Source organism: Macrococcus animalis (assembly GCF_047425875.1).
GTDB lineage: Bacteria > Bacillota > Bacilli > Staphylococcales > Staphylococcaceae > Macrococcoides > Macrococcoides animalis.
This window is the reverse complement of sequence record NZ_CP179727.1, coordinates 79,217-105,759: the sequence shown is the minus strand read 5'-3', so window position 1 is coordinate 105,759 and position 26,543 is coordinate 79,217. Positions and strand designations below refer to the sequence as shown.

Annotated in this window: 25 protein-coding genes and 1 riboswitch; of the genes, 24 read left to right on the top strand and 1 reads right to left on the bottom strand. The window is 33.5% G+C overall.

Annotated elements, in window-relative coordinates; all coding sequences use genetic code 11:
* The first annotated feature begins 39 nt into the window (after positions 1-39).
* The 24 genes from rpsO to ACMGE9_RS00400 all read left to right on the top strand — a co-directional run bounded on the left by rpsO (position 40) and on the right by ACMGE9_RS00400 (position 25,820).
* Entirely contained in the window at positions 40-309 is a 270-nt protein-coding gene (gene rpsO, locus ACMGE9_RS00515) for a 30S ribosomal protein S15 (RefSeq protein WP_414043309.1), read from the top strand.
* Between the two features lie 111 nt (positions 310-420).
* A complete protein-coding gene (pnp, locus tag ACMGE9_RS00510; protein ID WP_414043308.1) occupies positions 421-2,529 on the top strand; it encodes a polyribonucleotide nucleotidyltransferase in 2,109 nt (702 codons plus the stop codon).
* 60 nt (positions 2,530-2,589) lie between these two features.
* Positions 2,590-3,783, top strand: a complete 1,194-nt coding sequence (locus ACMGE9_RS00505; RefSeq protein ID WP_414043307.1) for a M16 family metallopeptidase — start codon at positions 2,590-2,592, stop codon at positions 3,781-3,783.
* A 63-nt stretch (positions 3,784-3,846) separates the two neighbouring features.
* Positions 3,847-4,101 carry a hypothetical protein gene (locus ACMGE9_RS00500; protein ID WP_414043306.1) on the top strand — a complete coding sequence of 85 codons (255 nt, stop codon included), beginning with the start codon at positions 3,847-3,849 and terminating at the stop codon, positions 4,099-4,101.
* A gap of 112 nt (positions 4,102-4,213) precedes the next feature.
* Positions 4,214-5,887 carry a ribonuclease J2 gene (gene rnjB, locus ACMGE9_RS00495; RefSeq protein ID WP_414043305.1) on the top strand — a complete coding sequence of 558 codons (1,674 nt, stop codon included), beginning with the start codon at positions 4,214-4,216 and terminating at the stop codon, positions 5,885-5,887.
* A gap of 67 nt (positions 5,888-5,954) precedes the next feature.
* Positions 5,955-8,255, top strand: coding sequence for a DNA translocase FtsK (locus ACMGE9_RS00490; RefSeq protein ID WP_414043304.1), 2,301 nt, complete (start codon positions 5,955-5,957; stop codon positions 8,253-8,255).
* A gap of 10 nt (positions 8,256-8,265) precedes the next feature.
* Positions 8,266-8,982, top strand: a complete 717-nt coding sequence (locus ACMGE9_RS00485) for a GntR family transcriptional regulator (RefSeq protein WP_414043303.1) — start codon at positions 8,266-8,268, stop codon at positions 8,980-8,982.
* Positions 8,983-8,991: 9 nt separating this feature from the next.
* Complete coding sequence (yfmF, locus tag ACMGE9_RS00480) at positions 8,992-10,221, top strand: EF-P 5-aminopentanol modification-associated protein YfmF (RefSeq protein WP_414043302.1); 1,230 nt, start codon at positions 8,992-8,994, stop codon at positions 10,219-10,221.
* Positions 10,218-11,492 (top strand): EF-P 5-aminopentanol modification-associated protein YfmH, encoded by a 1,275-nt coding sequence (gene yfmH, locus ACMGE9_RS00475; protein ID WP_414043301.1) that lies wholly within the window; start codon positions 10,218-10,220, stop codon positions 11,490-11,492. Before yfmF ends, yfmH begins: the two co-directional genes overlap by 4 nt.
* Positions 11,458-12,195 carry an elongation factor P 5-aminopentanone reductase gene (gene ymfI / locus ACMGE9_RS00470; protein WP_414043300.1) on the top strand — a complete coding sequence of 246 codons (738 nt, stop codon included), beginning with the start codon at positions 11,458-11,460 and terminating at the stop codon, positions 12,193-12,195. The genes yfmH and ymfI overlap by 35 nt, the downstream gene beginning before the upstream one ends.
* An 11-nt stretch (positions 12,196-12,206) precedes the next feature.
* Entirely contained in the window at positions 12,207-13,001 is a 795-nt protein-coding gene (locus ACMGE9_RS00465; RefSeq protein ID WP_414043299.1) for a DUF3388 domain-containing protein, read from the top strand.
* Between the two features lie 18 nt (positions 13,002-13,019).
* On the top strand, positions 13,020-13,877 hold the full coding sequence (locus ACMGE9_RS00460) for a RodZ domain-containing protein (protein WP_414043298.1): 858 nt from the start codon (positions 13,020-13,022) through the stop codon (positions 13,875-13,877).
* Between the two features lie 40 nt (positions 13,878-13,917).
* Positions 13,918-14,499, top strand: a complete 582-nt coding sequence (gene pgsA / locus ACMGE9_RS00455; RefSeq protein ID WP_414043297.1) for a CDP-diacylglycerol--glycerol-3-phosphate 3-phosphatidyltransferase — start codon at positions 13,918-13,920, stop codon at positions 14,497-14,499.
* Between the two features lie 357 nt (positions 14,500-14,856).
* Positions 14,857-15,918: a recombinase RecA gene (gene recA / locus ACMGE9_RS00450; protein ID WP_414043296.1), complete on the top strand. Its 1,062-nt coding sequence runs from the start codon at positions 14,857-14,859 to the stop codon at positions 15,916-15,918.
* 231 nt (positions 15,919-16,149) lie between these two features.
* Positions 16,150-17,709, top strand: a complete 1,560-nt coding sequence (gene rny / locus ACMGE9_RS00445) for a ribonuclease Y (protein WP_414043295.1) — start codon at positions 16,150-16,152, stop codon at positions 17,707-17,709.
* A gap of 137 nt (positions 17,710-17,846) precedes the next feature.
* Positions 17,847-18,437, top strand: a complete 591-nt coding sequence (locus ACMGE9_RS00440; protein WP_414043294.1) for a hypothetical protein — start codon at positions 17,847-17,849, stop codon at positions 18,435-18,437.
* A gap of 12 nt (positions 18,438-18,449) precedes the next feature.
* Entirely contained in the window at positions 18,450-19,220 is a 771-nt protein-coding gene (locus ACMGE9_RS00435) for a hypothetical protein (protein WP_414043293.1), read from the top strand.
* Positions 19,220-20,011: a TIGR00282 family metallophosphoesterase gene (locus ACMGE9_RS00430; RefSeq protein WP_414043292.1), complete on the top strand. Its 792-nt coding sequence runs from the start codon at positions 19,220-19,222 to the stop codon at positions 20,009-20,011. Before ACMGE9_RS00435 ends, ACMGE9_RS00430 begins: the two co-directional genes overlap by 1 nt.
* 105 nt (positions 20,012-20,116) lie before the next feature.
* Positions 20,117-21,850 (top strand): 2-oxoacid:acceptor oxidoreductase subunit alpha, encoded by a 1,734-nt coding sequence (locus ACMGE9_RS00425; protein WP_414043291.1) that lies wholly within the window; start codon positions 20,117-20,119, stop codon positions 21,848-21,850.
* Positions 21,851-22,714 (top strand): 2-oxoacid:ferredoxin oxidoreductase subunit beta, encoded by an 864-nt coding sequence (locus ACMGE9_RS00420; RefSeq protein WP_414043290.1) that lies wholly within the window; start codon positions 21,851-21,853, stop codon positions 22,712-22,714.
* Between the two features lie 210 nt (positions 22,715-22,924).
* A riboswitch (TPP riboswitch) is annotated at positions 22,925-23,025 on the top strand.
* 48 nt (positions 23,026-23,073) lie between these two features.
* Positions 23,074-24,096 carry an ABC transporter substrate-binding protein gene (locus ACMGE9_RS00415; RefSeq protein WP_414043289.1) on the top strand — a complete coding sequence of 341 codons (1,023 nt, stop codon included), beginning with the start codon at positions 23,074-23,076 and terminating at the stop codon, positions 24,094-24,096.
* Complete coding sequence (locus tag ACMGE9_RS00410) at positions 24,096-24,383, top strand: MTH1187 family thiamine-binding protein (protein WP_414043288.1); 288 nt, start codon at positions 24,096-24,098, stop codon at positions 24,381-24,383. The genes ACMGE9_RS00415 and ACMGE9_RS00410 overlap by 1 nt, the downstream gene beginning before the upstream one ends.
* Complete coding sequence (locus ACMGE9_RS00405; protein ID WP_414043287.1) at positions 24,380-25,120, top strand: ABC transporter permease; 741 nt, start codon at positions 24,380-24,382, stop codon at positions 25,118-25,120. Before ACMGE9_RS00410 ends, ACMGE9_RS00405 begins: the two co-directional genes overlap by 4 nt.
* Entirely contained in the window at positions 25,113-25,820 is a 708-nt protein-coding gene (locus tag ACMGE9_RS00400; protein ID WP_414043286.1) for an ABC transporter ATP-binding protein, read from the top strand. The genes ACMGE9_RS00405 and ACMGE9_RS00400 overlap by 8 nt, the downstream gene beginning before the upstream one ends.
* Positions 25,821-25,901: 81 nt before the next feature.
* On the opposite strand, the gene ACMGE9_RS00395 is transcribed toward ACMGE9_RS00400, so the two are convergent.
* A complete protein-coding gene (locus ACMGE9_RS00395; RefSeq protein ID WP_414043285.1) occupies positions 25,902-26,543 on the bottom strand; it encodes a VTT domain-containing protein in 642 nt (213 codons plus the stop codon).

Below are 26,543 nucleotides of genomic sequence, written 5' to 3'. Positions count from 1 at the left end.
GGTTATGGTGTAAATTAAAATTATAGGAGGCTATTAATAATGGCTATTACTCAAGAACGTAAAAATGAAATCATCGCAGAATACCGTGTACATGACACTGACACTGGATCTCCAGAAGTACAAATTGCAGTTTTAACTGCTGAAATCAATGCTTTAAACGAGCATTTACGTACTCATAAAAAAGATCACCATTCACGTCGTGGATTATTAAAAATGGTAGGCCGTCGTAAAAACTTATTAACTTACTTACGTGATAACGATGTTCAACGTTACCGTGAATTAATTAAATCATTAGGTTTACGTCGTTAATTTTAACACTAAGAGCACAAATTAATTTGTGCTCTTTTTTTATGCAATTTGTGACAATAGGACCACTGACGTGGTATTATTAAGGATATACGTTAAGAGAGGAAGATATAAATGTCTCAAGAGAAAAAAGTGTTTACTACAGAATGGGCTGGCCGTCCACTAACAATCGAAACAGGTCAACTTGCTAAACAAGCAAACGGGGCAGTACTCGTTCGTTACGGGGACACTGTCGTATTATCGACAGCAACTGCAAGTAAAGAACCAAGAGATGTGGACTTCTTCCCGTTAATGGTAAATTATGAAGAAAAATTATATGCTGCAGGTAAAATTCCTGGTGGCTTTAATAAACGTGAAGGTCGACCTGGTGAAGATGCCACATTAACTTCTCGTTTAATTGATAGACCGATTCGCCCGTTATTTCCGAAAGGTTATAGAAATGATATTCAAGTGATATCTATCGTTATGAGTGTAGATCCAAACAACTCACCAGAAATGGCTGCAATGATAGGTTCATCTATGGCACTTTCTGTTTCAGATATTCCTTTTGAAGGTCCAATTGCGGGTGTAAATGTAGGTTTAATTAACGATGAATTCATTATTAACCCTAATGTTGAACAACGTGCAGCTTCAGTTTTAGATTTACAAGTTGCAGGTAACATTGATGCAGTCAACATGGTTGAAGCAGGAGCTAAAGAAGTTACTGAAGAAAAAATGTTAGAAGCAATTATGTTTGGTCATAACGAAATTAAAAAGTTAGTTGAATTCCAAAAAGAAATTATTACTGAACTAAATCCGGTTAAAAAAGAATTTATACCTGCTGCAGCAAACACTGAAGTTGAAGATGCTGTTACATCACAAGCTGAAGCATTAAACTTAGCAGCAGCGATTCAAACACAAGAAAAACAAGAGCGTGAAGAGAAAATTACAGCAATCAAAGTACAAATCGTTGAAAACTTCCAAGAGCAAGGTGAAGAAGTTATTGCAGTTGTAAATAAAACATTCGACGCATTAGTAAAAGCTGAAGTTCGTCGTCAAATCACAGAAGATAAAGTACGTCCTGATGGTCGTCGTCCTGATGAAATTCGACCGTTATCTTCAGAAGTTGGTTTATTACCACGTGCACACGGATCAGGTTTGTTTACACGTGGACAAACACAAGCATTATCTATTGCAACTTTAGGTGCATTAGGTGAACATCAAATTATTGATGGTTTAGGTGTAGAAGATGAGAAGCGATACATGCATCACTATAACTTTCCGAACTTCTCTGTCGGTGAAACAGGACCCGTTCGTGGACCAGGTCGTCGTGAAATCGGTCATGGTGCATTAGGTGAACGTGCACTATTACAAGTAATACCTGATGAGAAAGAATTTCCGTACACAATTCGAGTTGTGTCTGAAGTATTAGAATCTAATGGATCAAGTTCTCAAGCATCAATTTGTGGTTCTACACTTGCTTTATTGGATGCCGGTGTACCAATTAAAGCTCCCGTAGCAGGAATAGCAATGGGATTAGTAAAAAAAGATGAACATTACACAATATTATCTGATATCCAAGGGATGGAAGATGCTTTAGGAGATATGGACTTTAAAGTAGCAGGTACTGCTGATGGAATTACAGCGATTCAAATGGATATAAAGATTGACGGATTATCAGAAGATATTTTACGTGAAGCTTTAGAACAAGCGCGTATTGGTCGTTTGCATATTATGGAACACATGATGGCAACAATTAGTGAACCAAGATCGTCACTTAGCCCATATGCACCCAAAATTAAAATCATCCATATTAATCCTGATAAAATTAGAGATGTTATCGGACCTGGTGGTAAGAAGATTAATGAAATTATCGATGCTACAGGTGTTAAATTAGATATCGAGCAAGATGGAACAGTATTTATCGGTTCTAGTGATGAAGCGATGATTGCTGAAGCACAAAAATTAATCGAAAATATCGTCCGTGAAGCAAAAGTCGGCGAAATATACATGTCAACAGTAAAAAGAATTGAAAAATTCGGTGCTTTCGTTGAAATATTCCCAGGAAAAGATGCGTTAGTGCATATTTCACAATTATCGAAGGAACGTGTTAACAAAGTTGAAGATGTGATTAAAATGGGCGATCAATTCTTAGTAAAAGTTACTGAGATTGATAGACAAGGCCGTGTGAATGCATCACGTAAAGTATTATTAGAAGAAGAGAGTAAAACAGAAGAAAAATAAAAATGGTGAGACTACCGCTTTATGCGATAGTCTCATATTTTTAGAAATAGAGGGTTATATTTGGAGCATAAGATATTAAAAAATAAAATGACTGTAGTACATCATACAACACCGATGCAAATTGTTCATATTGCGATGTATGTCAAAGTAGGAACTGCAGATGAAGTGAATTTTCCCAATGGTATTGCGCATTTTATAGAGCACATGGTGTTTAAAGGTACAGCTAACTATCCTTTTAAAGCATTGTCAGAAGCGATTGATGCAATTGGAGGAGAAGTAAATGCTTATACTACTAAAACATATACTTGTTATTCTGTGAAAACATTGAAACGATTCGAACAAAAAGCAATTGAATTACTAAAAGAAATGCTTTTTGCCGCTACATTTGATGCAGATGAACTAGAAAAAGAACGTCTTGTTATACTTGAAGAGATTAAGATGATTGAAGATGATGATGAGGAAAATGCATTTGAACGCTTCGAAGCAACTTTATTTAATCAAACAGCTTATCAAACAACAATACTTGGAACTGAAGACTCGGTTAAGTCTATTACTAAACAAGACCTACAACAATTTTATCAACAATTTTATCAACCTGATAATATGATTCTTTCATATGTTGGAAACGATGTACTGAGTATTTATGATGCATTTAATGATGTTACTGGACAAAGCAAATTTATTTCAACACATCAATTTAGGATGACGCCTTGTAACATGACGCATTATAAAGTTGGATTAGAGCAAGCACATGTTATATTAGCACATGATGGTGTGAGTTACTTAGATGAGAAGCAACCCATATATGAAATTATTAATAACTTATATGGAGGTTCAATGACAAGTTTGCTTTTCAGAAAATTACGTGAAGAAGAGGGACTATGTTATAGTCTTTATTCCTCAGTTGATAGTTATAAGTCAGGTGGCGTATTGTATACATACTTTGCAACGGATGGTGATAATGTTGAAAAATGTCTGTCGATTATTCGTGAAATACATCAATCATTAGTAAATGGAATTGACCAAGCACTACTCGATAAAACAAAACAATATTTAATTACAAATTTACATATGAATTTAGATTATGACGGATCAATTTTAGAGCATATGGGTAAGAGTATGTTGCTGTACGATAAGATTATAGATATAGCATCTATTGAAAATCAAATCAATGAGGTTGAGCTTGATGCGGTAAATGAGGTTTTAAAAATATTTAAAAATACCACTGCAACGTATCAATTATTACCGCAATGATTGGCAAGTTTAAAATTTCACTGTATAATAGAAATGTAAACGTATACAAGGAGATGAAAGCAAATGGTATTTGATAAAATTCAAGTAAATAATCATGAATTTGTTACAGATGGTCGTTTTTCAGTTGATGAGGAATTATTAAAAATTTCGACATCTAATGGTGATGTTGGTTTATTATTCAAACAAATTGAAGCTAAAAATGAACCAGTAGAAATCGTATTATTTAAAGGTGAAACAGACCGTTATCATTCAAAAGATTTAAAATTAACGCACTACACAGTAGCGGGCGGAGATTTCAAAATGGAACTACAAAAATAAGTTTTGGCGAGTAGAACATTCTGCTCGCTTTTTTTATTGTTAATTAATCTGTAAATAGCTTATAATGAAAGAGTATGAATTGAACGGGTGAATGAATTTAGGAGGAAATATTTTGAACAAAGATAAAAAAGAAAATCATCATATAAGAATGACACCTTTAGGTGGGGTCGGAGAGATAGCTAAAAACATGTACATCGTTGAAGTGGATGATGAAATGTTTATGTTAGATGCAGGTTTAATGTTTCCTGAAGACGAAATGTTAGGAATAGATGTTGTTATTCCTGATATTAATTATGTTCTAGAAAACAAAGATAAATTAAAGGGCATTTTCTTAAGTCATGGTCATCAAGATGCAATTGGAGCATTACGTTACATAATTGATCGTGTAGATGCACCAATATATGGTTCACGTTTAACGATTGCGCTTGTAAAAGATCAAATGCGTGAAGCGAAAGTCACAAAGAAAATTAAATACTATACCGTTAACAATAACTCTATCATGCGCTTTAAAAATGTTAACGTTTCATTCTTTAGTACGACACACAGCATTCCAGATGCATTAGGGATTGTTATTCATACATCTCAAGGTGCAGTTGTTTATACAGGAGAATTTAAGTTTGATCAAAGTATGACAGGTGCATATGCGCCTGATATCACCAAAATGGGTCAAATCGGTAATAAAGGCGTTTTGATGCTTATCAGTGATTCTACTGAAGCAGAAAAGCCAGGATATAATACACCTGAAAATGTAATTGAAAGCCATATAGTAGATGAGTTTGCAAAAGCACAAGGGCGTATTATTGTTTCATGCTATGCATCTAACTTTATTAGAATTCAACAAGTTTTAAATGCTGCTGCGCGTTTAAATCGCAAAGTTTCATTTTTAGGAAAATCTTTAGAATCTTCATTTAATATTGCACGTAAGTTAGGCTATTTTGATATTAAAGAACAATTGTTAATTCCAATAAAGGATGTTGAAAAATATCCGAAGAACGAATTAATTATCATTTCTACGGGTTCTCAAGGAGAACCTATAGAAGCATTAGCGCAAATGGCATTACAAAAACACAACATTTTAAATATTGATGAAGGTGATACAGTGTTTATTACTACAACACCATCATCAAGTATGGAAGTAATATTAGGCTCTACGATTAACCACTTAGTGAAAGCAGGTGCACATGTCGTTCCTACAAATAAAAAGATTCATGCTTCAGGACATGGATGTATGGAAGAATTAAAATTAATGTTGAACTTAATGAAACCAACTTACTTCGTTCCAGTCCAAGGTGAATTTAAAATGCAAATTGCGCATGCGAAACTAGCAGCTGAAGCTGGTGTTTTACCTGAACATATCTTCTTACTTGAAAAAGGGGATGTGATTAACTTTGATGGTGAACGTATGTTAGCGAATGAAAAAGTACCTGCAGGAAACGTTTTAATTGATGGTATCGGTGTCGGTGACGTGGGTAATATCGTGTTACGTGATAGACGCTTATTAAGTGAAGACGGTATTTTCATAGCAGTTGTTACACTAGACCCTAAAAACCGCCGTATTGTAGCGGGTCCACAAATTCAATCACGTGGTTTTGTATATGTACGTGAAAGTGAAGAATTAATGCGCGAAGCGGAAGAAAAAGTGCGTGAAATCGTTGAAAGTGGGTTAATGCGAAATAGAATTGAATGGTCTGAAATTAAACAAGAAATGCGCGACAAACTAGGTAAATTTCTATACGAAAATACTAAACGTCGTCCGATGATTATACCAGTTATTTCAGAAATCTAAACAAAATAAACAAATAAACAAGCTATCTTTAGCTTGTTTATTTGTTTATATAAAGCAGGTGAATTTTATGGCAGTTAAGAAAAAAGCTCCTCGAAAGAAAAAAGCAACAAGAAATAAAAATAATGAACCCTATCGTTTTATTATATCTATTACGATAATCGCATTTTTATTACTAGGAGTATTTCAATTTGGTCTTTTAGGTGTGGGAATAGATAGTTTTATGACTTATATTTTTGGATCGGCTCGTTTTTATGCTTATATACTAATTGGTTTAATTACACTGTATTATGCGGTGAACAACAAGTGGATTCCTATGAATCGTCGTGTTAATGGTTGGTTATTATTACTTATAAGTACACCTTCATTTATGCAAATCATTCAACACTTTATACAAGGAAAACCTGTTCCACCAGTATTCGATAAAATTTTTGAATTACAATCAAAATCAGGTATTCATTTCTTCGGTGGTGGAATGATTGGATTTTTATTTGATTCAATATTTTCTACATTATTAAGTGTTTTTGGTGCACTTTTATTATCTATTATTATGATAGTACTAAGTGTCGTTCTTATATTAGGTCAATCAATCCGTAATACAGCGCAAAAGTTTTTATTATATCAAGTGAATAAAACGAAAACACTAACACAACAAGCTAAAACACAACTACAACAACGAAATGAAAGAAAAATGAATCAAACAGTTAGAGATGTATCGAATTTACCAGAAATCACATCTGTTGAGCCTGAAATTGAGCACTATCCAGAAGATGAAATTCCAATTTATGATGGTAATCATGTCATTGAAAATGATGTTACAAATAAAGAAGAGATAGATGTATCAGAAAAAGAGAAACAACCGAAAAGAGAATATCAAAAACCAACAGAATCTAAACAAACCAACACAACAGAAATTGATGCTCCCGCAGAACACAGTGAAACGAGTGAATTTGAAAATTTACATTACGAACTTCCTCCAATTACATTGTTATCACCTGCTGCAGCTAAAGCTAAATCAAATATGCAAGCTGTGAAAAAGCGAGGTCAACTTTTAGAATCGACGCTTAAAAATTTCGGTGTGAATGCGAAAGTTTCTCAAATTCGTATCGGTCCGGCAGTAACACAATATGAAATACAACCGGCAATGGGAGTAAAAGTGAGTCGCATTGTTAATTTACATAATGATATTGCACTTGCTTTAGCTGCGAAAGATATACGTATTGAAGCACCAATTCCAGGGAAATCTGCAGTGGGTATAGAAGTACCTAACAGTTCGATTTCAATGGTTACATTACGTGAAGTAATTGAAGCATCTCCAGTAGAAGAGAATAAATTAAAAGTTGTACTTGGTAGAGATATTAGTGGCGAAGCAATAACAGCAGAACTTGATAAAATGCCTCATTTACTTGTTGCTGGGGCAACAGGTAGTGGTAAATCTGTTTGTATTAATGGAATAATTACAAGCATTTTAATGCATGCAAAGCCACATGAAGTAAAACTCATGATGATCGACCCTAAAATGGTAGAATTAAATGTATATAACGGTGTACCACACTTATTGACGCCAGTTGTTACGAATCCACAAAAAGCTGCACAAGCGTTGCAAAAAATTGTAGGTGAGATGGAACGTCGTTATGATTTGTTTAGTCATACGGGTACTCGTAATATTAAAGGATATAACAATTATTTAAAGTGTCAAAACGATGAGCTTGGTGAAAAAAATGCTGAGTTACCGTATATTGTTGTTATTGTCGATGAATTAGCTGATTTAATGATGGTTGCTAGTAAAGATGTTGAAGCTGCGATTATGCGTCTTGCACAAATGGCACGTGCCGCAGGAATTCATTTAATTATTGCGACTCAACGCCCATCAGTAGACGTAATTACAGGATTAATAAAAGCAAATATCCCATCACGTATTGCTTTTAGTGTGAGTTCTGCAGTTGACTCAAGAACCATTTTAGATATGCAAGGGGCTGAAAAGTTACTCGGTAAAGGTGATATGTTGTATTTACCATACGGCGAATCGAAACCGAAGCGTATTCAAGGAGCGTTCCTTTCAGATAAAGAAGTTGAAGATGTTGTCCATTTTGTTTGCCAGCAACAATCTGCTAACTACATCAAATCGCTTGAACCATCAGAAGAGCCAACTACACAAGGTGAATCTGAAGATGAGTTGTATATGGATGCCTATCTATTCGTAGTAGAAAAACAAAAAGCTTCTGCAAGCTTACTACAACGTCAATTTAGAATCGGTTATAATAGAGCTGCAAGGTTAATCGATGAACTAGAAGCAAACGGTGTAATTGGTCCGACAACAGGCAGTAAGCCACGTCAAGTACTAGTAGATTATAATGAAGAATTAGAATGAGGTGAGAGGCATGTCAGTAAATAGAGAAGTAGTATATATTAAAGATTGGATTTTGGAACAAATTGATTCCGGTGCATTTGTTAAACATCAGCCGCTGCCCTCTCAATATGAAATTTCTAGAACATTAAATAAGTCACGAGATGATATTGAATTAGCATTTCATGAACTTGTTACTGAACAAATTATTTCAGAACATTTTCAAGAAGGTTACTACATTAAATCAAAACCATTATTTTTATATCCAATTGATGAATTAAAAAGTATAACAAGTATGATTGAATTAGCGGGACACACAGCAGGTACACTTATGATTAGTCATGATATTGAACAACCTTCAATCGATGATAAACGCATTTTAAAAATTGAAGATGGGCGTGAAATTACTGTTATTGAACGAATAAGAACTGCAAATGAAGAGCCAATAGTCTACTGTTTAGATAAAATAAATGTTGCCTTTTTGGAAGGTAGTCAGGAAATACTCTCGCATTCTTTGCTTGAGATTATGGGGCGCTCAAAACAATTAATAGTTGAATATGCAGAGAGTGAAATTGAATCGATTGCCTATGAACCTTATATTTCAAATGCTTTGCAATGTACACCTGAAGAGAGTCTATTATTATTTAAGCAAATTCATTATAACGCACAAGATGAACCAATTTTATATTCATTAAACTACTTTAAATCAAGTCAAGTACGATTCGTAATTAAACGTACAAAGAAAAGTTAGGAGTATTGTATGACAATTAATTTACTAAATACTGATAAATTTAAGACTGTTTCAATCGTATTAAAATTTAAAGCACCATTGGATATCAAGACAATGAGTGAGCGCGCAATCCTTTCAAAATTAATACAAAAGTCTTCAGCCAAGTACCCAGATGAACAATCAATGATTAATCATTTAGCACACCTTTATGGGACACATTTATATAGTCACGTTATCAAACAGAATAATGCGCATGTCATAACACTAGGTATAGATGTTATCAATGATAAATATTTATTCAATGAAGACGTACTAAAAAAAGCTTTTCAATTACTAAATGAAGTTTTGTTTTCACCTAATACACAAGATGGTGCCTTTAAAGAGGACTTAATCAAAACAGAAAAACATTTATTTAAAAATAAATACGATGCTATTAAAGAAAATTTAGGTCAATATGGTTTTTATCAATTATTAAAATCAATGTTTGAAGATTCAGCAATGCAAAACCCAAGTTTTGGTGACATCAATCGTCTTGATTTAGTGACGGGTCAAGATGTATATTCTGCATATCAGAACATGATAAAAAATGATGAAATACATCTTTATGTTGTAGGTGATGTTAATGAACTACGTATTGAACGCTTAGCACAAGAATATTTAAATTTGAATTCGAACAAAGTGGAACTATTACCCATACACTTAAAGGCGAATGACGCACCACAAACGATTGTTGAACACATAGAGACAAAACAAGCACGTATTAATATGGGATTCAAATTTGATGTAGTCCATCCAGAAGCAAGTTACTTCTCGTTTATCATTTTAAATCAAATATTTGGTGGCGATCCATCTAGTTTATTGTTTACAAATGTGCGTGAAAAATTAAGTTTAGCATACCAAATTCATAGTCAAATTGATGCACGAAGCGGTATGTTATATGTGTTATCAGGGGTTAATCAAGAGAAACGAGTACAAGCAATTGATACGATTATTGATGAGTTTAATAAGATAAAAAATGGTGTATTTGAAGATCAATTGTTATATACAGCAAAACGCATGATTATCAATCAAAAGAAAGAATCTTTAGATCGACCTAAAGGGTTTGTAGAAATTGAATTTTCTAATACTTTTGGTGCGAATGTAAGTGAAGCAGCTTGGATTGAAGGCATTAATAAAGTTACCAAAGAAGATGTCATAGCAATTGCACAAACAGGTACATTACATACTGTGTATTGTTTAACAAGTGAGGGGTCAGAATGAAACAAACATACTACAAAGCAATAGATGAAACGCTATTTGAAACTGTATTAGAAAATGGTATGAAGTTATTTGTCATCCCTAAAAAAGGTTTTCAAAAATCTTATGTGACGATGACAACAAAATATGGTTCTATACATAATGATTTTGTGACTAGTGATGGAAAAACTGTACATATGCCAAAGGGAATTGCGCATTTTTTAGAACATAAAATGTTTGAAAAAGAAGAAGGTGACATGTTTAATGCATTTTCTAAATACGGTAGTTCTGCCAATGCATTTACATCGTATGATCGTACGAGTTATTTATTTACAACCGTTGAATCATTAAAAGAAAATATAAAATTACTTGTGGATATGCTTCAAAATCCTTACTTCACCAAAGAAAGTGTTGAAAAGGAAGTTGGGATAATAGCTGAAGAAATCAAAATGTATCAAGATCAACCGAATTATCGACTGTATTATCAAACATTAAAAGCGATGTATCATACTCATCCTGTTCGTATCGATATTGCAGGAACAGTAGAAAGTATAAGTGAAATTACCGATGAAACATTGCATGAATGCTATAATACATTTTATCATCCTAAAAATATGGTGATGTTCGTTGTTGGAAATGTTGAACCTCAAGAAATGACGACATATATCAATAGTATTATTAAGTCTTACGATGAATTCAAACCGGTAGAAGTTTTGCCATTTGATGAACCTTCTAGTTTAGCAATAACCGCTATTATTTCAGAAGATAATGTGCAAATGGATAAGCTAATGTTAGGTATAAAGACTGATAACTTTAAGAGTGCTGATAATTTAATCTTAACCGAATTGAAAATGCTATTTGCTTTAGATTTATTGTTTGGTGAGCAAACTGACTTCTATCAATCATTAATGAAAGATCAATTAATCGATGATTCATTTGGCTTTAATTTTACGATAGAACCTACATTTTCACATATGTTTATTGCGGGTGCATCTCATGATATTGAGCGATTAAAGGATCTTTTAATCAGTCAATTATATAACTTTGACGCATTAAATGACCATAAATCATTTGATTTAATTACCAGACAAACGATTGGTGAGTATGTCTCGAGCATGAATAGTCCTGAATATATTGCGAATCAATTTACGCGTTATTACTTTAATGATGTAATATTGTTTGATTTATTACCGCTCCTTGAACAATTAACATTAGAAGATTGTATTGCGACTTATAAAGAAACTATGAACAAAGCACAAATTGCAGACAGCAGAATTGTTAGACGCAATGGGTAAATACTTAGTTATAGGTGCGAGCGGTGACATAGGCAAACAAATCACACATGATTTATTAAATAAGGGCCATGAAGTTATAGCACATTATTATCAATCAGACGTTACTTCACTAATTGAAACATTCAAAGATGAAACAATTAGTTTTGTACGATTTGACTTAAGTCAGCCTATAGAATCTACATTTTTAGATGAATGGATGACGAATCATTTGGATGGTATGATTTATGCAGCCGGTACATCGTATTTTGCTCCGATTCAAGAAGTTACGCATGAATCGATGGACGCACAATATCAAATTCATTTTGCGAATTTAGTTCGACTGACGCAATATGTACTCAGTGGCTTACTACAAAAAAAACATGGACGTATTATCGTTATCAGCTCAATATGGGGTGAGACAGGTAGTGCTACTGAATCAATTTATAGTGGTATGAAAGCTGCACAAATTGGGTATATTAAATCCATTGCAAAAGAATTGGCGATGACAAATATAACAGCAAATGTTGTTACACCAGGTATTGTTAGTGGTAAAATGACTTTACAATTACATAATGATGAAATTCAAGATATTATTTCTCAACTACCACAACAAAGACTTATTTCTACTGAAGAGATAAGTCATGCTGTGATGTATTTGTTAGATGATTTATCTCAATCAATTACAGGTACTGTTCATAGCGTTAACGGTGGATGGTATATATAGGAGGTCTTTTTATGACATCACTACAAGAGACAAAAGAATGGTATTTAGAATATGAGATTAAAATTAACCGAGCCGGTTTACTTGGTGATGTATCTAGTTTATTAGGTGTCCTTGGCATTAGTATTATAACAATTAATGGTGTTGATCAAGGTGTTCGTGGGTTACTCATTAAGACGAATAACCTTGAAAAAGTTACACGATTTGAAAATATCATCACACAATTAGATGATATTGAAATTAAGAAATTACGTGAACCATTATTACAAGATCGCCTGGCAGTTAGACATGGCCAACATATTGAACGTGCTGCAGATAATAAACATATTTTTAAGTTTATTCGTAAAGATTTAGGGATATTAGTCGATTTAATGGCTGAGTTATTTAAACAAGATGGCAATCAAGTCATTGGCGTGCGTGGAATGCCACGTGTTGGCAAAACAGAATCTGTTGTTGCTGCAAGTGTATGTGCTCATAAAAAATGGTTATTTATTTCTTCAACTATGATTAAACAAACGGTGAGAAATAAATTATATAAAGGTGAATATGACGATAAGCATATTTTTATCATAGATGGTGCGTTAACTGTTAAGCAAAATGCCGAACATTTAAATCTTGTGCGAGAAGTGATGTCATTACCGACAACTAAAGTTATTGAACATCCAGACCTTTTTGTTCAAAAAACAGACTATACTTTAGAAGATTTTGATTATATTATTGAATTAAGAGAAACAGAAGATCAAGAAATTACGTATGAACAATTATCAAAGAATACGCTTTTTGATAATGATGAATTTGCGTTCTTTTAGGCCATAAAGGAGGCACATATGAAATTAATAGGACAGATATTACGTTCTAAACGTGAATCACTTGGAATGACCTTAATCGATTTAGAGAAAAAGGTGCGTATCCAAAAGAAATACATAGACATGATTGAAAAAAATGAATTTAATCAACTACCTAACCCAGATTACACACGTGGTTTTATTGAAAAATATGCGAAGGCAGTTAATTTAAATGCGGAGCAATTATTAAAAGAGCATCATAAAGAATTACCAACACGAAAATTAAGTGCAAAAGAGGCAAGCGAGCAAATTAAAAATGCTCAAACACCGCAAAGCACTGATAATAGTGTACAAAAATTACTTGCTTGGTTGTTAGGAATTATAGTAACATTGTTCTTAATTTGGTTAATTTTCACACAGTTTATCTTTACGGATAAAGAAAGTGAATGGCATGCTGAAGATTTGAATAAGAGCCGTGATGTAAAAGTTGAGAAGAAAGTTGAAGAAAAAACAGTTGCTTCTAAAAATGTTGATAACAAGAAATCTGATAAAACAGAAACGAAAGAAAAGGCGAAACCTGTTGAACCTTTGAAGTTAACATATAAAAACTTCGACGGAGCGAATTTAGCATATGAAGTTTCAACGAAAGATCAAATAGAATTAAAAATAGACTCTAAAATATCGACTTGGGTTCAAGTCTATGATGATAAAAAGAAAAATTATGCTTATAAAGAGATGAAAAAAGGATCGATGAAAATTGATAAAAATGCGAAAAGTATTTCTTTAATTTCTGGTAATTCAACAGCAATGGATGTATACATTAATAATAAAAAAGTAACAGTGCCAAAAGAAGCAGAAAATTTAATTACAAGAACATATTTCTTTAAAGTGATAAAATAATATCTAACTTTAAAGAATAAAAAGTAAAGGAAGTAAAATAATGAATATACCAAATCAAATTACAGTAGCACGTGTGCTACTGATTCCAGTTTTTTTAATCTTCTTATTAGTTGATTTTAATGTGGGACAAATTTCAGTGCTCGGTAGTGATACGATGCGTATAGAACAATTTATTGCTGCATGTATCTTTATCTTTGCATCATTAACAGACTGGATTGACGGTTACTTAGCGAGAAAATGGCAACTTGTAACGAACATGGGTAAATTTTTAGACCCACTAGCAGATAAGTTACTTGTTTCCAGTGGATTAATTGCATTAGTTGAATTAGGAATAATTCCTTCTTGGATGGCAATTGTTATTATTGCAAGAGAGTTTGCTGTGACTGGATTACGTTTATTACAAATAGAACAAGGATTTGTTTCAGCTGCTGGGCAATTAGGTAAGATTAAAACAGCAGTAACTATGATTGCAATGACCTTATTGTTATTAAATGAACCGTTTAATCAAATGATTGGTTTTAAGATAGGGTATCCTATGATGTATATCGCAGTATTCTTTACGATTCTATCAGGATTAGAATATTTCTACCATGGTCGTAACGTATTTAAAAATTCTAAGTAATAATTAAGAATCACTTTAAGAACTAAGCATAGGCTTAGTTCTTTTTTGCTAAATTATAGAAAATATCATTTAAAATATAAAAAATAATTAAATGGGGTGTTCTGTTCCCCTTTTATAGGAAATTATAAAAAAATACAAACATGCGTTCGCTTTTTGCTTGCTTATTCCTAAATTAATCAGTATAGTATTATTTGTAGTGAGTAATGAGGTTGGAGATATTATAAATAAGGCAAATTTAATTCGTTATTAATATGTAATATCAATAGAGCTTTAATGTAAAAAGTAATCAAGCAATTTAAATGTAAAAAGTGTTACACACAAACTATATTCGCAAAATATTAGGAGGACTTATAACTTATGAGTGAACGTCAAAAAGCATTAGATACAGTTATTAAAAATATGGAGAAATCATTTGGTAAAGGTGCCGTTATGAAATTAGGCGAAAATACTGCACATAATGTATCAGCAGTTTCTTCAGGGTCTATCACATTAGATAACGCTTTAGGTATAGGTGGTTATCCAAAAGGCCGTATTATTGAGATTTACGGTCCTGAGAGTTCAGGTAAAACAACTGTAGCACTTCACGCGATTGCTGAAGTACAAAAGCAAGGGGGTATTGCTGCATTCATCGATGCTGAGCATGCGTTAGATCCAGTTTATGCACAAAAATTAGGTGTAGATATCGATAATTTATATTTATCTCAACCTGACCATGGTGAACAAGGTTTAGAAATCGCAGAAGCATTTGTACGTAGTGGTGCCGTTGATATTATCGTAGTAGATTCAGTTGCTGCATTAACACCTAAAGCTGAGATTGAAGGTGAAATGGGAGACTCTCATATGGGACTTCAAGCACGTTTAATGTCTCAAGCTTTACGTAAATTATCAGGAGCTGTCTCTAAATCAAATACCATAGCAATTTTCATCAACCAAGTACGTGAGAAGATTGGTGTGATGTTCGGTAACCCTGAAACGACTCCGGGTGGACGAGCGCTTAAGTTCTATTCGTCTGTACGATTAGAAGTACGTCGAGCTGAACAATTAAAACAAGGTCAAGATATCGTCGGTAACCGTACGAAGATCAAAGTTGTTAAGAATAAAGTAGCACCTCCTTTTAAAGTAGCAGAAGTAGATATTATGTACGGTCAAGGTATTTCACGTGAAGGTGAAATGGTAGATTTAGGTGCAGAGCATGAAGTATTACAAAAGTCGGGTGCTTGGTATTCTTATGAAGGCGAACGTATTGGACAAGGTCGTGAAAACATTAAGACTTATTTACGTGAAAATCCTGAAGTACGTGATGAAATCGATGTGAAGATTCGTAAGGCAATGGGTATTGGTGAAGATAAAGATGCTCAAAAAGTAGAAACACCAGTTGAACCTCCAGTTGAAGATTTATTCGATGATGAATTAGTATAAAAATTTCGAATCCGAGTAGTGTGTTATGAAATTAAATAACATATTATTCGGATTTTTGTAATATTTCAACAATTAATTAAATATACGTTAAATAATTTTCTTGTTGCCTTGACACACTTGACTTATTAAACGTACAATTAATTTGTATATGAATTTAATCTTCGATTATTTTGATATACTTTAGTATTTAGAATGAACTAGATGACAAAAAGCAAATAAGGAGGTGTTTATGTGGATCTATTAAGCCTCTTATTCATTTTGCTTGGTATAATTCTAGGTGTTGGTGTAGGGTATATATTAGCAAAAAACAGCTTGACTAATCAGCAGATACAAGCGCGAACAACGGCTGAACATATTATTAGTGAAGCAAACAAAGAAGCGGAAAGTCTTAAAAAGGAAAAATTACTTGAGGCAAAAGAAGAAAATCAAGTGAGAAGTGATCGTTTAGAGGAAGAATACAAAGAACGTCGTACTGACCTTACAAGACAAGAAGCAAGAATTCTTCAAAAAGAAGAAAACTTAGATCGAAAAAGTGACCTTTTAGATAAGAAGGATGAACTTTTAGAACAAAAAGAATCTAAAATTGAAGAAAAACAACAACATGTAGATGCGTTAGAGCAAAGTGTCCAAGATATTATAGTAAAACATGAACAAGAATTAACACGCATCTCCGGACTGACGCAAGAAGAAGCAAAACAGGAAATTATTGATCAAGTTGAAGATGAATTAACTCATGACATTGCCGTGATGGTTAAGGAAAAAGAATTAGAAGCGAAAACACAAGTTGATAAAAAGGCCAAAACGGTACTTGCTACAACTGTACAACGTTTAGCTGCTGAATATACTTCAGAATCAACTGTATCAGTTATTAACCTTCCAAATGATGAAATGAAAGGTAGAATAATCGGTCGTGAAGGTCGAAATATTCGTACTTTAGAAACGTTAACGGGTATTGACTTAATTATTGATGATACTCCTGAAGCGGTCATTTTATCTGGATTTGATCCAATTAGACGTGAAATTGCTAAAACTGCTTTAGAAGCTTTAGTATCAGACGGAAGAATTCATCCTGGACGTATTGAAGAAATGGTTGAAAAAGCGCGTAAATCTGTAGACGAAATTATTCGTGAAGCAGGGGAAGCAGCGACTTTTGAATTAGGTATTCATAATTTACATCCAGATTTAGTGAAAATCTTAGGTCGTATGAAGTTCCGTACAAGCTATGGACAAAATGTATTAAAGCACTCTATTGAAGTGGCACACTTATCAGGTATGCTTGCTGCAGAACTTGGAGAAGATGTGACGTTAGCAAAACGTGCAGGACTATTACATGACATTGGTAAAGCGATAGACCATGAAGTTGAAGGATCACACGTAGAAATTGGAGTAGATTTAGCTAAGAAATATCGTGAACATGCTACAGTAATTAATGCGATTCATTCGCATCATGGTGATATTGAACCTAATAGTGTGATTTCTGTGCTTGTAGCTGCTGCTGACGCATTAAGCGCGGCTAGACCTGGTGCAAGACGTGAGACTCTTGAGAACTATGTAAGACGTCTAGAAAGATTGGAAGAAATATCTGAAAGTTATGATGGTGTTGAAAAATCATTTGCAATTCAAGCAGGTCGTGAGATTAGAATTATAGTTGCACCTGAAGATGTAGATGATTTAAAAGCACATCGTATTGCAAGAGATATCAAAAATCAAATTGAAGAAGAATTACAATATCCTGGTCATATTAAAGTGACAGTCGTCAGAGAAATGCGTGCGATTGAATACGCAAAATAATAACGATATATCAAACAACTCTTAGAGCCATAAGGCTTTGAGGGTTGTTTTTTTATTTGTACTATGAATTTAGTAATATATATGGAAAATATAGTATAATAGAAGCATTCGTATAAAAATTTGAAGGGATGATTCATTTGAAAAATATAGATAGTAATAGTGATATAAAAGACGTATTATTGCCCATTTACGCATTATACTTTGATGCGTTACCAGAAAATATCGGTATAAGCATACAAATAAAAGGAAACTTTCCTGATTTGTCAAGATACTTCGAATCATATGATTGCTATGATGATTATACAACTTTTTCAAAAATGAAAGATGAAATTATAGCAGAACAACTAAATGCTTTGCTTTTACAAACACACCCATTGCATCAGTTATATCAATTGGTTATGGAGTCTAAAATTAGCTTGAATCATAAAAGCATTACAGAAGAAGACGATATTGATACTATGAAAATAAAAATGGAATATAATAGTGCTCAATTAATACAACATTTCAATGAAATTACAAATACAAGTGAATCCATAGAAAATAATACGAATAATATTATAAATAATATATTGTCCAAATGTGTATCAAAACATGGTCAATGCTTTATTTACTTACCACCTATTCATAAAAATAAAATAGATACATTAATAGCGCTTTTTAGTGGGAAATTTACTGCTATTCAATTGGCATTTGCAAGTGATAATATAATAGGTATACAAATAAAATAATGGGGTGAAGCTTTGGAAAAACGCGTTAAACTTTATTTAGGCATTGCAACGATATTGATACTAATGTCTATATTACCATTGTTAGATGCATATCAACTCCATAACAACAAACAAATCGCAGCAAAAGAACGTTTACTATCGACGATTGAAATCAATAAAAATAATATTACTGAAGTGTCGGCTGAAGATAATATAAACGTCGATATGATAACAGTCGAGCATATCTTCCAAGACCATAAAAATAAAGAAACAGTTGCGCATAATGTATCACAATACGACAAATTAATGAAGGAAAGTAAGTATTATATTCGCACGTATCAACTTAGTGATCAATTGATACAATTAAAAGAAGATATTAAAGCGAAAAAAGTAAATGAATTAATAATTAATAAGAAAAAAATAAACACAAATATTAAAACGAATAGAAGTTTGTATCACCATTATGTTGATTCACCAATAATATATGAAAAGAAAATTGCAACAGGTGAGACGCTAATCATGTTGATGCACCAAACAAAAAGAGATATTCATTATATAGGGATGGCAAGTCATTCAGATAATATAATTGGTAAAATAACTTTAAAGCAAATTGATTTAGATGGTATTTGGAACAATAGAATCAATATAGTGGGCTTTGATATATTGTCAGAACAACATTTAAGTCATTACTTTTTTAATGTATTTATATTTTATCCATTACTCACATTGATTCTTGGGGTATTTTTATGTTATATATGTTATTTGAGAGTTAAAATGACACGTGAAGAAAGAATGAGGAACTGATGAGAATATTATTTATAGGTGATGTTGTAGGTTCGATTGGACGTGAAATGCTTGCGGAATATTTACCACAACTGAAGAGGAAATACGGACCGAATATTACGATTGTTAACGGCGAGAATGCTGCACATGGGCGTGGGATTACTGAGAAAATTTATAAAGAAATGATGACGCTCGGTGTGGATTGCGTTACTTTAGGCAACCATACGTATGGTCAGCGTGATAGTTATGACTTACTGGATAGCGATGTGAAGATGATCCGCCCTGCAAATTATCCGGATGAAAATCCGGGTAAAGGGATGCAAATCATTAAGTTTAATGATAAGAAAGTTGCAATCATGAATTTACAAGGCCGCGCTTTTATGCAACAAATTGATTGTCCATTTAAAAAGTTTGATGCCTTATTTGAAGTAGCGAAAAAAGAAACGGACTATATCTTTGTAGACTTCCATGCTGAAACAACAAGCGAAAAAGGTGCGTTCGGTTATTATGCAGATGGCCGTGCAAGTGTTGTTGTCGGCACACATACCCACATCCAAACAAGTGATAACCGTATCTTAAATAAGGGGACAGGCTTTATTACTGATGTAGGTATGACAGGATACTATGATGGAATTCTTGGTATCAATAAAGATGAGGTCATTCATCGCTTCTTAACATCTATGCCAGTGAAGCATGTTGTACCTGAAAAAGGTCGTGGTGTATTGAGCGGTGTATTTGTTGAACTTAAGTCTGATGGAACGACCAAGAAGATAGAACGCATACTAATTAATCAAGAGAATCCACTTAAATAACGTATCGGCCATTCGACTGATTTTTAAGTATAGAACCACTTGTCTATGTAAAGACAAGTGGTTCTTTGTTATATTATAATAAGTGATTAAAGTAGGAGGGTACATATGAAGTCTCAAATTTCGTGGAAAGTCGGCGGACAGCAAGGTGAAGGTATTGAAAGTACAGGTGAAATGTTTTCAACTGCGCTGAATCGTTTAGGCTATTATTTATATGGTTATAGACATTTTTCAAGTCGTATTAAAGGAGGACACACCAACAATAAAATTCGTGTGTCTACAACAAGAGTTCATTCAATCAGTGATGATTTAGATATATTAGTAGCGTTTGACCAAGAAACAATCGATGTGAACTATCATGAAATGAATGCAACAGGGATTATTTTAGCAGACGCTAAATTCAATCCTGAGAAACCAGAAGATTATGAAGGTAAATTCGTACCGATGGCATTTACTGAAATTGCAAAAGAATTAGGTACGGCATTAATGAAGAACATGGTAGCTATTGGTGCAAGTGCTAGTTTAATTGGTGTTGATCTAAAACACTTTGAAGTTTTAGTTGATGATATTTTCGGTAAAAAAGGTGAGAAAATCTGTGCATTAAACAAACAAGCGTTAAAAGCCGGTTTTGATTTAATGGAACAAGAAGATTTCCACACATTTACATTAAATCCTTCAAATGAAGTTGGTCATTTATTTATGATTGGTAACGATGCTATTTCATTAGGTGCAATTACAGGCGGCGCACGTTTCATGTCAGCTTATCCTATTACTCCCGCTAGTGAAATTATGGAATATATGATTGATAAATTGTCGGACTTTGGTGGTACTGTCATACAAACAGAAGATGAAATAGCTGCTGCAGTTATGGCGATTGGTGTGAATTACGGTGGTGTACGTGCGTTTACAGCGTCAGCTGGACCTGGTCTTTCTTTAATGATGGAAGCAATCGGTTTAAGTGGTATGACAGAACAACCTTTTGTTGTGATCAACACAATGCGCGGAGGACCATCAACTGGATTACCAACGAAACAAGAACAATCAGATTTAATGCAGATGATTTATGGTACTCACGGTGATATTCCAAAAATCGTATTAGCACCAACAACTGCAGAAGATGCATTCTATTTAACAGCAGAAGCGTTTAACTTAGCAGAGCAGTATCAATGTCCTGTAATTTTATTAAGTGATTTACAACTTTCAATGGGGAAACATACAGTGCCGGATTTAGACTTTAACCGTATTAAAATTGACCGTGGTAACTTAATAACAAATGTTGAAGCACGTGAAGATAAATCTTACTTTAAGCGTTATGAAGTAACTGAAAGCGGTGTATCACCTCGTGTTGTTCCTGGCGTTAAGAATGGTATTCACCACGTAACAGGTGTTGAACATACGGAAGAAGGTAAACCTTCTGAAAGTCCAGTGAACCGTGCTAAACAAATGGAAAAACGTATGCGCAAAATTGAACAATTAAAAATCTCTGCACCAGTGGATTATAAAGAAAATCATGCTGAAGCAGATGTATTAGTGATTGGTTATTTATCAACATACGGAGCAATTGAGGAAGCAATTGAACGTATTGAAGGACAAGTGAATCATTTGCACATCAAACAATTACACCCATTCCCAACAGAGGAAGTTCAAAACGCAATGAATAAAGCGAAGAAAGTTATTGTCGCTGAACATAACTACGCAGGCCAATTATCAAGTATCATTAAAATGAATACGATGCATCACGGTAAGATTACAAACTTTACGAAATATGATGGAACACCATTCTTACCGAAAGAAATCGAAGCAAAAATCAACGAAGTAATTGAAGTAAAGGAGCGCATCTAAATGGCTACGTTTAAAGATTTTAGAAATAATGTTAAACCGAACTGGTGTCCAGGATGTGGTGACTTCTCAGTACAAGCAGCAATTCAAAAAGCATGTGCAAATGTAGGATTAGAGCCTGAAGAGTTAGCAGTTATTACAGGTATCGGATGTTCTGGTCGTTTGTCAGGTTATATTAATTCATACGGCGTTCATTCGATTCACGGACGTGCATTACCGATGGCACAAGGTGTGAAGATGGCGAATCAAGAATTAACTGTTATCGCTTCAGGTGGTGACGGAGATGGTTATGCAATTGGTATGGGTCATACAATTCACTCAATCCGTAGAAATATTGACTTAACGTATGTCGTGATGGACAACCAAATTTACGGTTTAACAAAAGGACAAACTTCACCAAGTTCGGCACATGGCTTTGTGACGAAAACTACACCACATGGCTCAATTGAAAAACATGTATCACCACTTGAACTTGCGATTACTTCAGGTGCAACATTTGTAGCACAAAGTTTCTCAAGTGATATTAAGGAATTGACTGCAATTATTGAAGCGGCTGTTAAACATGAAGGATTTGCTTTTGTGAATGTATTCTCACCATGTGTGACATACAATAAAGTCAATACGTATGAATGGTTTAAAGAAAATCTTGTATCATTAAATGACATTGAAGGTTATGATCATACAGATCGCATGAAAGCACTCAATACAGTCGTTGAACATAAAGGTTTAGTGACAGGTATTATTTATCAAGATACTGAAACACCAAGTTATGCGAAACAATTAAATGGCTATTCAAAGTCATTAGCAAAAGAACCAATTGAAATGGATCAAGCGAAGTTTGAATCATTAATGGCTGAGTTTAAATAATATAATATTAGAAAAAACGCTTTAGCAATATCATTTTTGCTAAAGCGTTTTTTAAAAATAATAGCGTTTTTTGAAATAAATCACTATATTAAATTAAAAATTTACTCAAAAATATTTAGCTATCAATTGGGAAATTATTATAGGAAATTACTTTAATGATTTTATATCTCCTAATTGTTTGTTATACTTATAAAAGAAAATAAAATAACTAAAAAACACTAGGGGAGTTACTCTGAGATTGGACGTTGGTCCTAAACCCTTATTCACCTGATCTAGGTAAAACTAGCGTAGGGAAGTGTCGCGTTTTGACACAACTTTACTTTGTTTAGGTTGTGTTTTTTTATTTGGAGGAAATGGAAATGAAGAAAAGTATATTAGTGGGTATGAGTGTTGCGGTATTGTTAGCGGGTTGTGGGAATGATGCGAAAAATGAGACAAATGAAAGTGCATCTAAAACAAAAGATAAAAAATTAGAAGAAATAACAATGATGTTAGACTGGACACCGAACACAAATCATACAGGGCTATATGTAGCAAAAGAGAAAGGTTTCTTTAAGAAACATGGTTTAGAGGTAGAAATTAAAATACCAGGTGATGTGAATGCAGATCAAATGATTGCGGCAAACAAAAAGGACGTACAATTTGGCATCAGTGCACAAGAACAAGTGACACAATCGCGTACGGAAGGTGTTCCAATTAAATCCATTGGTGCAATCATACAGCATAATACGAGCGGTTTTATGAGTATAAAAGATAAAAACATCAAATCACCCAAAGATTACGAAGGTAAAACTTACGGTGGCTGGGGTGCTCCAATAGAAAAAGCATTTATTGAAACTTTAATGAAAAAAGAAAAAGCAGATGTGAATAAAACAAAAATCGTCAATATGGGTAGTACGGATTTCTTTTCTGCCTCTAAGAAAAATATTGATTTTGCATGGGTATATTATGGTTGGACAGGAATCGAAGCGGAAACACGAAACATTGATGTCAACATGCAATATTTAATTGATTATGATAAAAACTTAGATTATTATACGCCAATTATTATTGCCAATGAAAAATATTTAAAATCAAATCCTGAAACAGCAAAAGCGTTTATGGCAGCTGTAAAAGAAGGTTATGAATATGCAATAAAAAATGAAAAAGAAAGTGCAGATATTTTAATTAAATCAGCACCTGAATTAAAAAAACAAAAAGATTTAGTCTATAAATCACAAAAATATTTATCACCGAAATATCAAGATGATGCAAAATCTTGGGGTATTCAAGATGAAAAAGTTTGGGAAGATTACGCGAAATATTTAAAAGACAATAAAATTATTAAAAAAAATTTCGTAGCAAAAGATGCATTTACAAATGAATTTGTGGAGGGTAAATAATGACGAATACAATTATGAGCATTCAAATTATTCCAAAAACACCAGAGGGTAGAGATGTCATTCCTTATGTGGATGCAGCGATAGAAGTCATCGAGCAATCTGGATTAAAATTTGTCGTTTCACCACTTGAAACAAGTATTGAAGGAGATATGCATGAATTATTACCATTAATCGAACAAATGAACCATCGCATGCGTGCCTTAGGCTGTGAATCCATCATTTCTCAAGTGAAATTCTATCATGCTGAATCGGTATCTATGGATGCATTGGTCGCGAAATATCGATGATGAAAGTATTAAAGTTTTCAGGATTTTTAATTTCTTTATTACTCATTTGGGAAGCTTGTGTGTATTTTTTAAAGGTAGATCCATACACATTACCTGCACCAAGTGCGATTATTAAATCATTTTTTGTTGATTTTCCAGAATATTATCCGCATTTGATACCGACGATTCAATTGGTACTATTGGGACTTGTTTGTTCTATAATATTTGGTATATTATTTGCTGTCATTTTAAACTTGATACCTGCACTAAATGATTATATTTATCCGTTACTTATTATGAGTCAAAACATACCAGTAATCGTCATTGCACCCTTACTGGTTATATGGTTTGGATTTGGTTTACTGCCAAAATTAATTGTGATAACGTTAGTCTGTTTCTTTCCAATCACGGTGAGTTTACTAGAAGGTTTTAATGAAACAGATAAGGATTTAAAGAAATACATGCAAATGATGGGCGCATCACGCATAGAGCTTTTTACGAAACTTGAATGGCCAAATAGTATGCCATTTTTGTTTAATGGATTAAAAATTGCTGGGACTTATTCAGTAATGGGTGCGATTATTTCTGAATGGTTAGGTAGTGACAAAGGATTAGGGAAGTTTATGATTCTTGCGCAACGCGCCTTCCAAGTGGATCAAGTCTTTGTAGCTATCGTTTGGATAATTATGTTCGCTTTAATTATCTACGCTATCATTGAAGGCATTAAATGCTTCGTCTTGAGGTGGAATCATGAATAACATATTAGAACTACACCATATTCATCATCAATTTGGTGATAAAAAAGTCTTATCTGATATCAATTTAACAGTAGAACAAAATGAAATAATCGCCATTTTAGGACCGAGTGGTTCTGGAAAGTCTACGTTGATTAATATTGTTGGTGGTTTATTAAAACAAACAAGTGGAGAAGTGCTGATAAACGGAGAAGTTATTCATACGACGGGTCATGTTTCTTTTATGCCACAAACAAGCTCTTTAATGCCGTGGCGTACGGTTGAAGAGAATATTCAACTCGCTACTGAAATAGGGAAAGTAAAAACAATTGATCAAAGTGCAGCGTTACTTGAACGTGCTGGTTTTACGGTAATTAAAAACCAATATCCAAACAGTTTATCTGGTGGGATGAAGCAACGCGTATCATTCTTACGTGCACTAAATACTGAGCACCAAGTGCTATTACTTGATGAACCTTTCTCTGCGTTAGACGAGATTACACGAGTGGATATGCAAGCTTGGTTAAAAGGATTAATAAAAGAGACAGGTAAAACTGTATTGATGATAACACATAGTATAGAAGAGGCAATCACGATGTCAGATAGAATTATTGTATTAAATGGGAAACCTGCTACATTAACGCATATTTATGATACAAAAATACTCCAAGGTGAAACTGATAAATTAAATTTAAAAGCGAAGCTCTTTGAACAATTAAGATAATAAAAAGGTGAGATCAATGATCTCACCTTTTTATTATCTATTCACTTTATAATTTGCTGTGTTAGTACCTAAATAATCTCCTTATTTATTACGTAAGTTTTTAATGACACTGATGACTGCTGGTAATACTGATATTAATATGATTAATATAAGCACAATTTCAAAGTTTTCTTTCACTATTGGAATGTTTCCGAAGAAGTACCCACCTGCTAAACAGATTCCCACCCAGGCGATGGCTCCAATAATATTATAGAGAATAAAGTAGCTGTATTTCATTGAACTTGCTCCCGCAACGAACGGAATAAATGTTCTTATAAATGGCATAAAGCGTGCGATTACAATAGTTTTTCCGCCATATGTATTAAAGAAATTTTCTGCTTTTAGCATATGATCTTGTTTGATTAAACGTCCAATTCTAGGGTGATTTACTATCCCGTAACCAACCCATTTCCCAATATGATAGTTTAATGTATCACCGATAATAGCGGCAACTGCTAATAAGATAAATAATAACCAAATGTTTAATGCACCTTGAGGTGCTAAAGCCCCAGCTGCAAATAACATTGAATCACCTGGTAAGAATGGCATAATAACAAGACCGGTTTCTACAAAAATAATTGTAAATAAAATTCCGTATGTTAAACCTCCATAATCTTTTACAATATTCACAAGATGCTCGTCAATATGTAAGATAAAATCCATCAATTGCGTAAGTATAGACAT

Excerpts from the sequence above, each read along its gene's own strand:
- rpsO (WP_414043309.1), top strand. The coding sequence starts at position 40 with ATGGCTATTACTCAAGAACGTAAAAATGAAATCATCGCAGAATACCGT.
- pnp (WP_414043308.1), top strand. The coding sequence starts at position 421 with ATGTCTCAAGAGAAAAAAGTGTTTACTACAGAATGGGCTGGCCGTCCA.
- ACMGE9_RS00500 (WP_414043306.1), top strand. The coding sequence starts at position 3,847 with ATGGTATTTGATAAAATTCAAGTAAATAATCATGAATTTGTTACAGAT.
- ACMGE9_RS00490 (WP_414043304.1), top strand. The coding sequence starts at position 5,955 with ATGGCAGTTAAGAAAAAAGCTCCTCGAAAGAAAAAAGCAACAAGAAAT.
- ACMGE9_RS00485 (WP_414043303.1), top strand. The coding sequence starts at position 8,266 with ATGTCAGTAAATAGAGAAGTAGTATATATTAAAGATTGGATTTTGGAA.
- yfmF (WP_414043302.1), top strand. The coding sequence starts at position 8,992 with ATGACAATTAATTTACTAAATACTGATAAATTTAAGACTGTTTCAATC.
- yfmH (WP_414043301.1), top strand. The coding sequence starts at position 10,218 with ATGAAACAAACATACTACAAAGCAATAGATGAAACGCTATTTGAAACT.
- ACMGE9_RS00465 (WP_414043299.1), top strand. The coding sequence starts at position 12,207 with ATGACATCACTACAAGAGACAAAAGAATGGTATTTAGAATATGAGATT.
- ACMGE9_RS00460 (WP_414043298.1), top strand. The coding sequence starts at position 13,020 with ATGAAATTAATAGGACAGATATTACGTTCTAAACGTGAATCACTTGGA.
- pgsA (WP_414043297.1), top strand. The coding sequence starts at position 13,918 with ATGAATATACCAAATCAAATTACAGTAGCACGTGTGCTACTGATTCCA.
- recA (WP_414043296.1), top strand. The coding sequence starts at position 14,857 with ATGAGTGAACGTCAAAAAGCATTAGATACAGTTATTAAAAATATGGAG.
- ACMGE9_RS00430 (WP_414043292.1), top strand. The coding sequence starts at position 19,220 with ATGAGAATATTATTTATAGGTGATGTTGTAGGTTCGATTGGACGTGAA.
- ACMGE9_RS00425 (WP_414043291.1), top strand. The coding sequence starts at position 20,117 with ATGAAGTCTCAAATTTCGTGGAAAGTCGGCGGACAGCAAGGTGAAGGT.
- ACMGE9_RS00420 (WP_414043290.1), top strand. The coding sequence starts at position 21,851 with ATGGCTACGTTTAAAGATTTTAGAAATAATGTTAAACCGAACTGGTGT.
- ACMGE9_RS00415 (WP_414043289.1), top strand. The coding sequence starts at position 23,074 with ATGAAGAAAAGTATATTAGTGGGTATGAGTGTTGCGGTATTGTTAGCG.
- ACMGE9_RS00410 (WP_414043288.1), top strand. The coding sequence starts at position 24,096 with ATGACGAATACAATTATGAGCATTCAAATTATTCCAAAAACACCAGAG.
- ACMGE9_RS00405 (WP_414043287.1), top strand. The coding sequence starts at position 24,380 with ATGATGAAAGTATTAAAGTTTTCAGGATTTTTAATTTCTTTATTACTC.
- ACMGE9_RS00400 (WP_414043286.1), top strand. The coding sequence starts at position 25,113 with ATGAATAACATATTAGAACTACACCATATTCATCATCAATTTGGTGAT.
- ACMGE9_RS00395 (WP_414043285.1), bottom strand. The coding sequence starts at position 26,543 with ATGTCTATACTTACGCAATTGATGGATTTTATCTTACATATTGACGAG.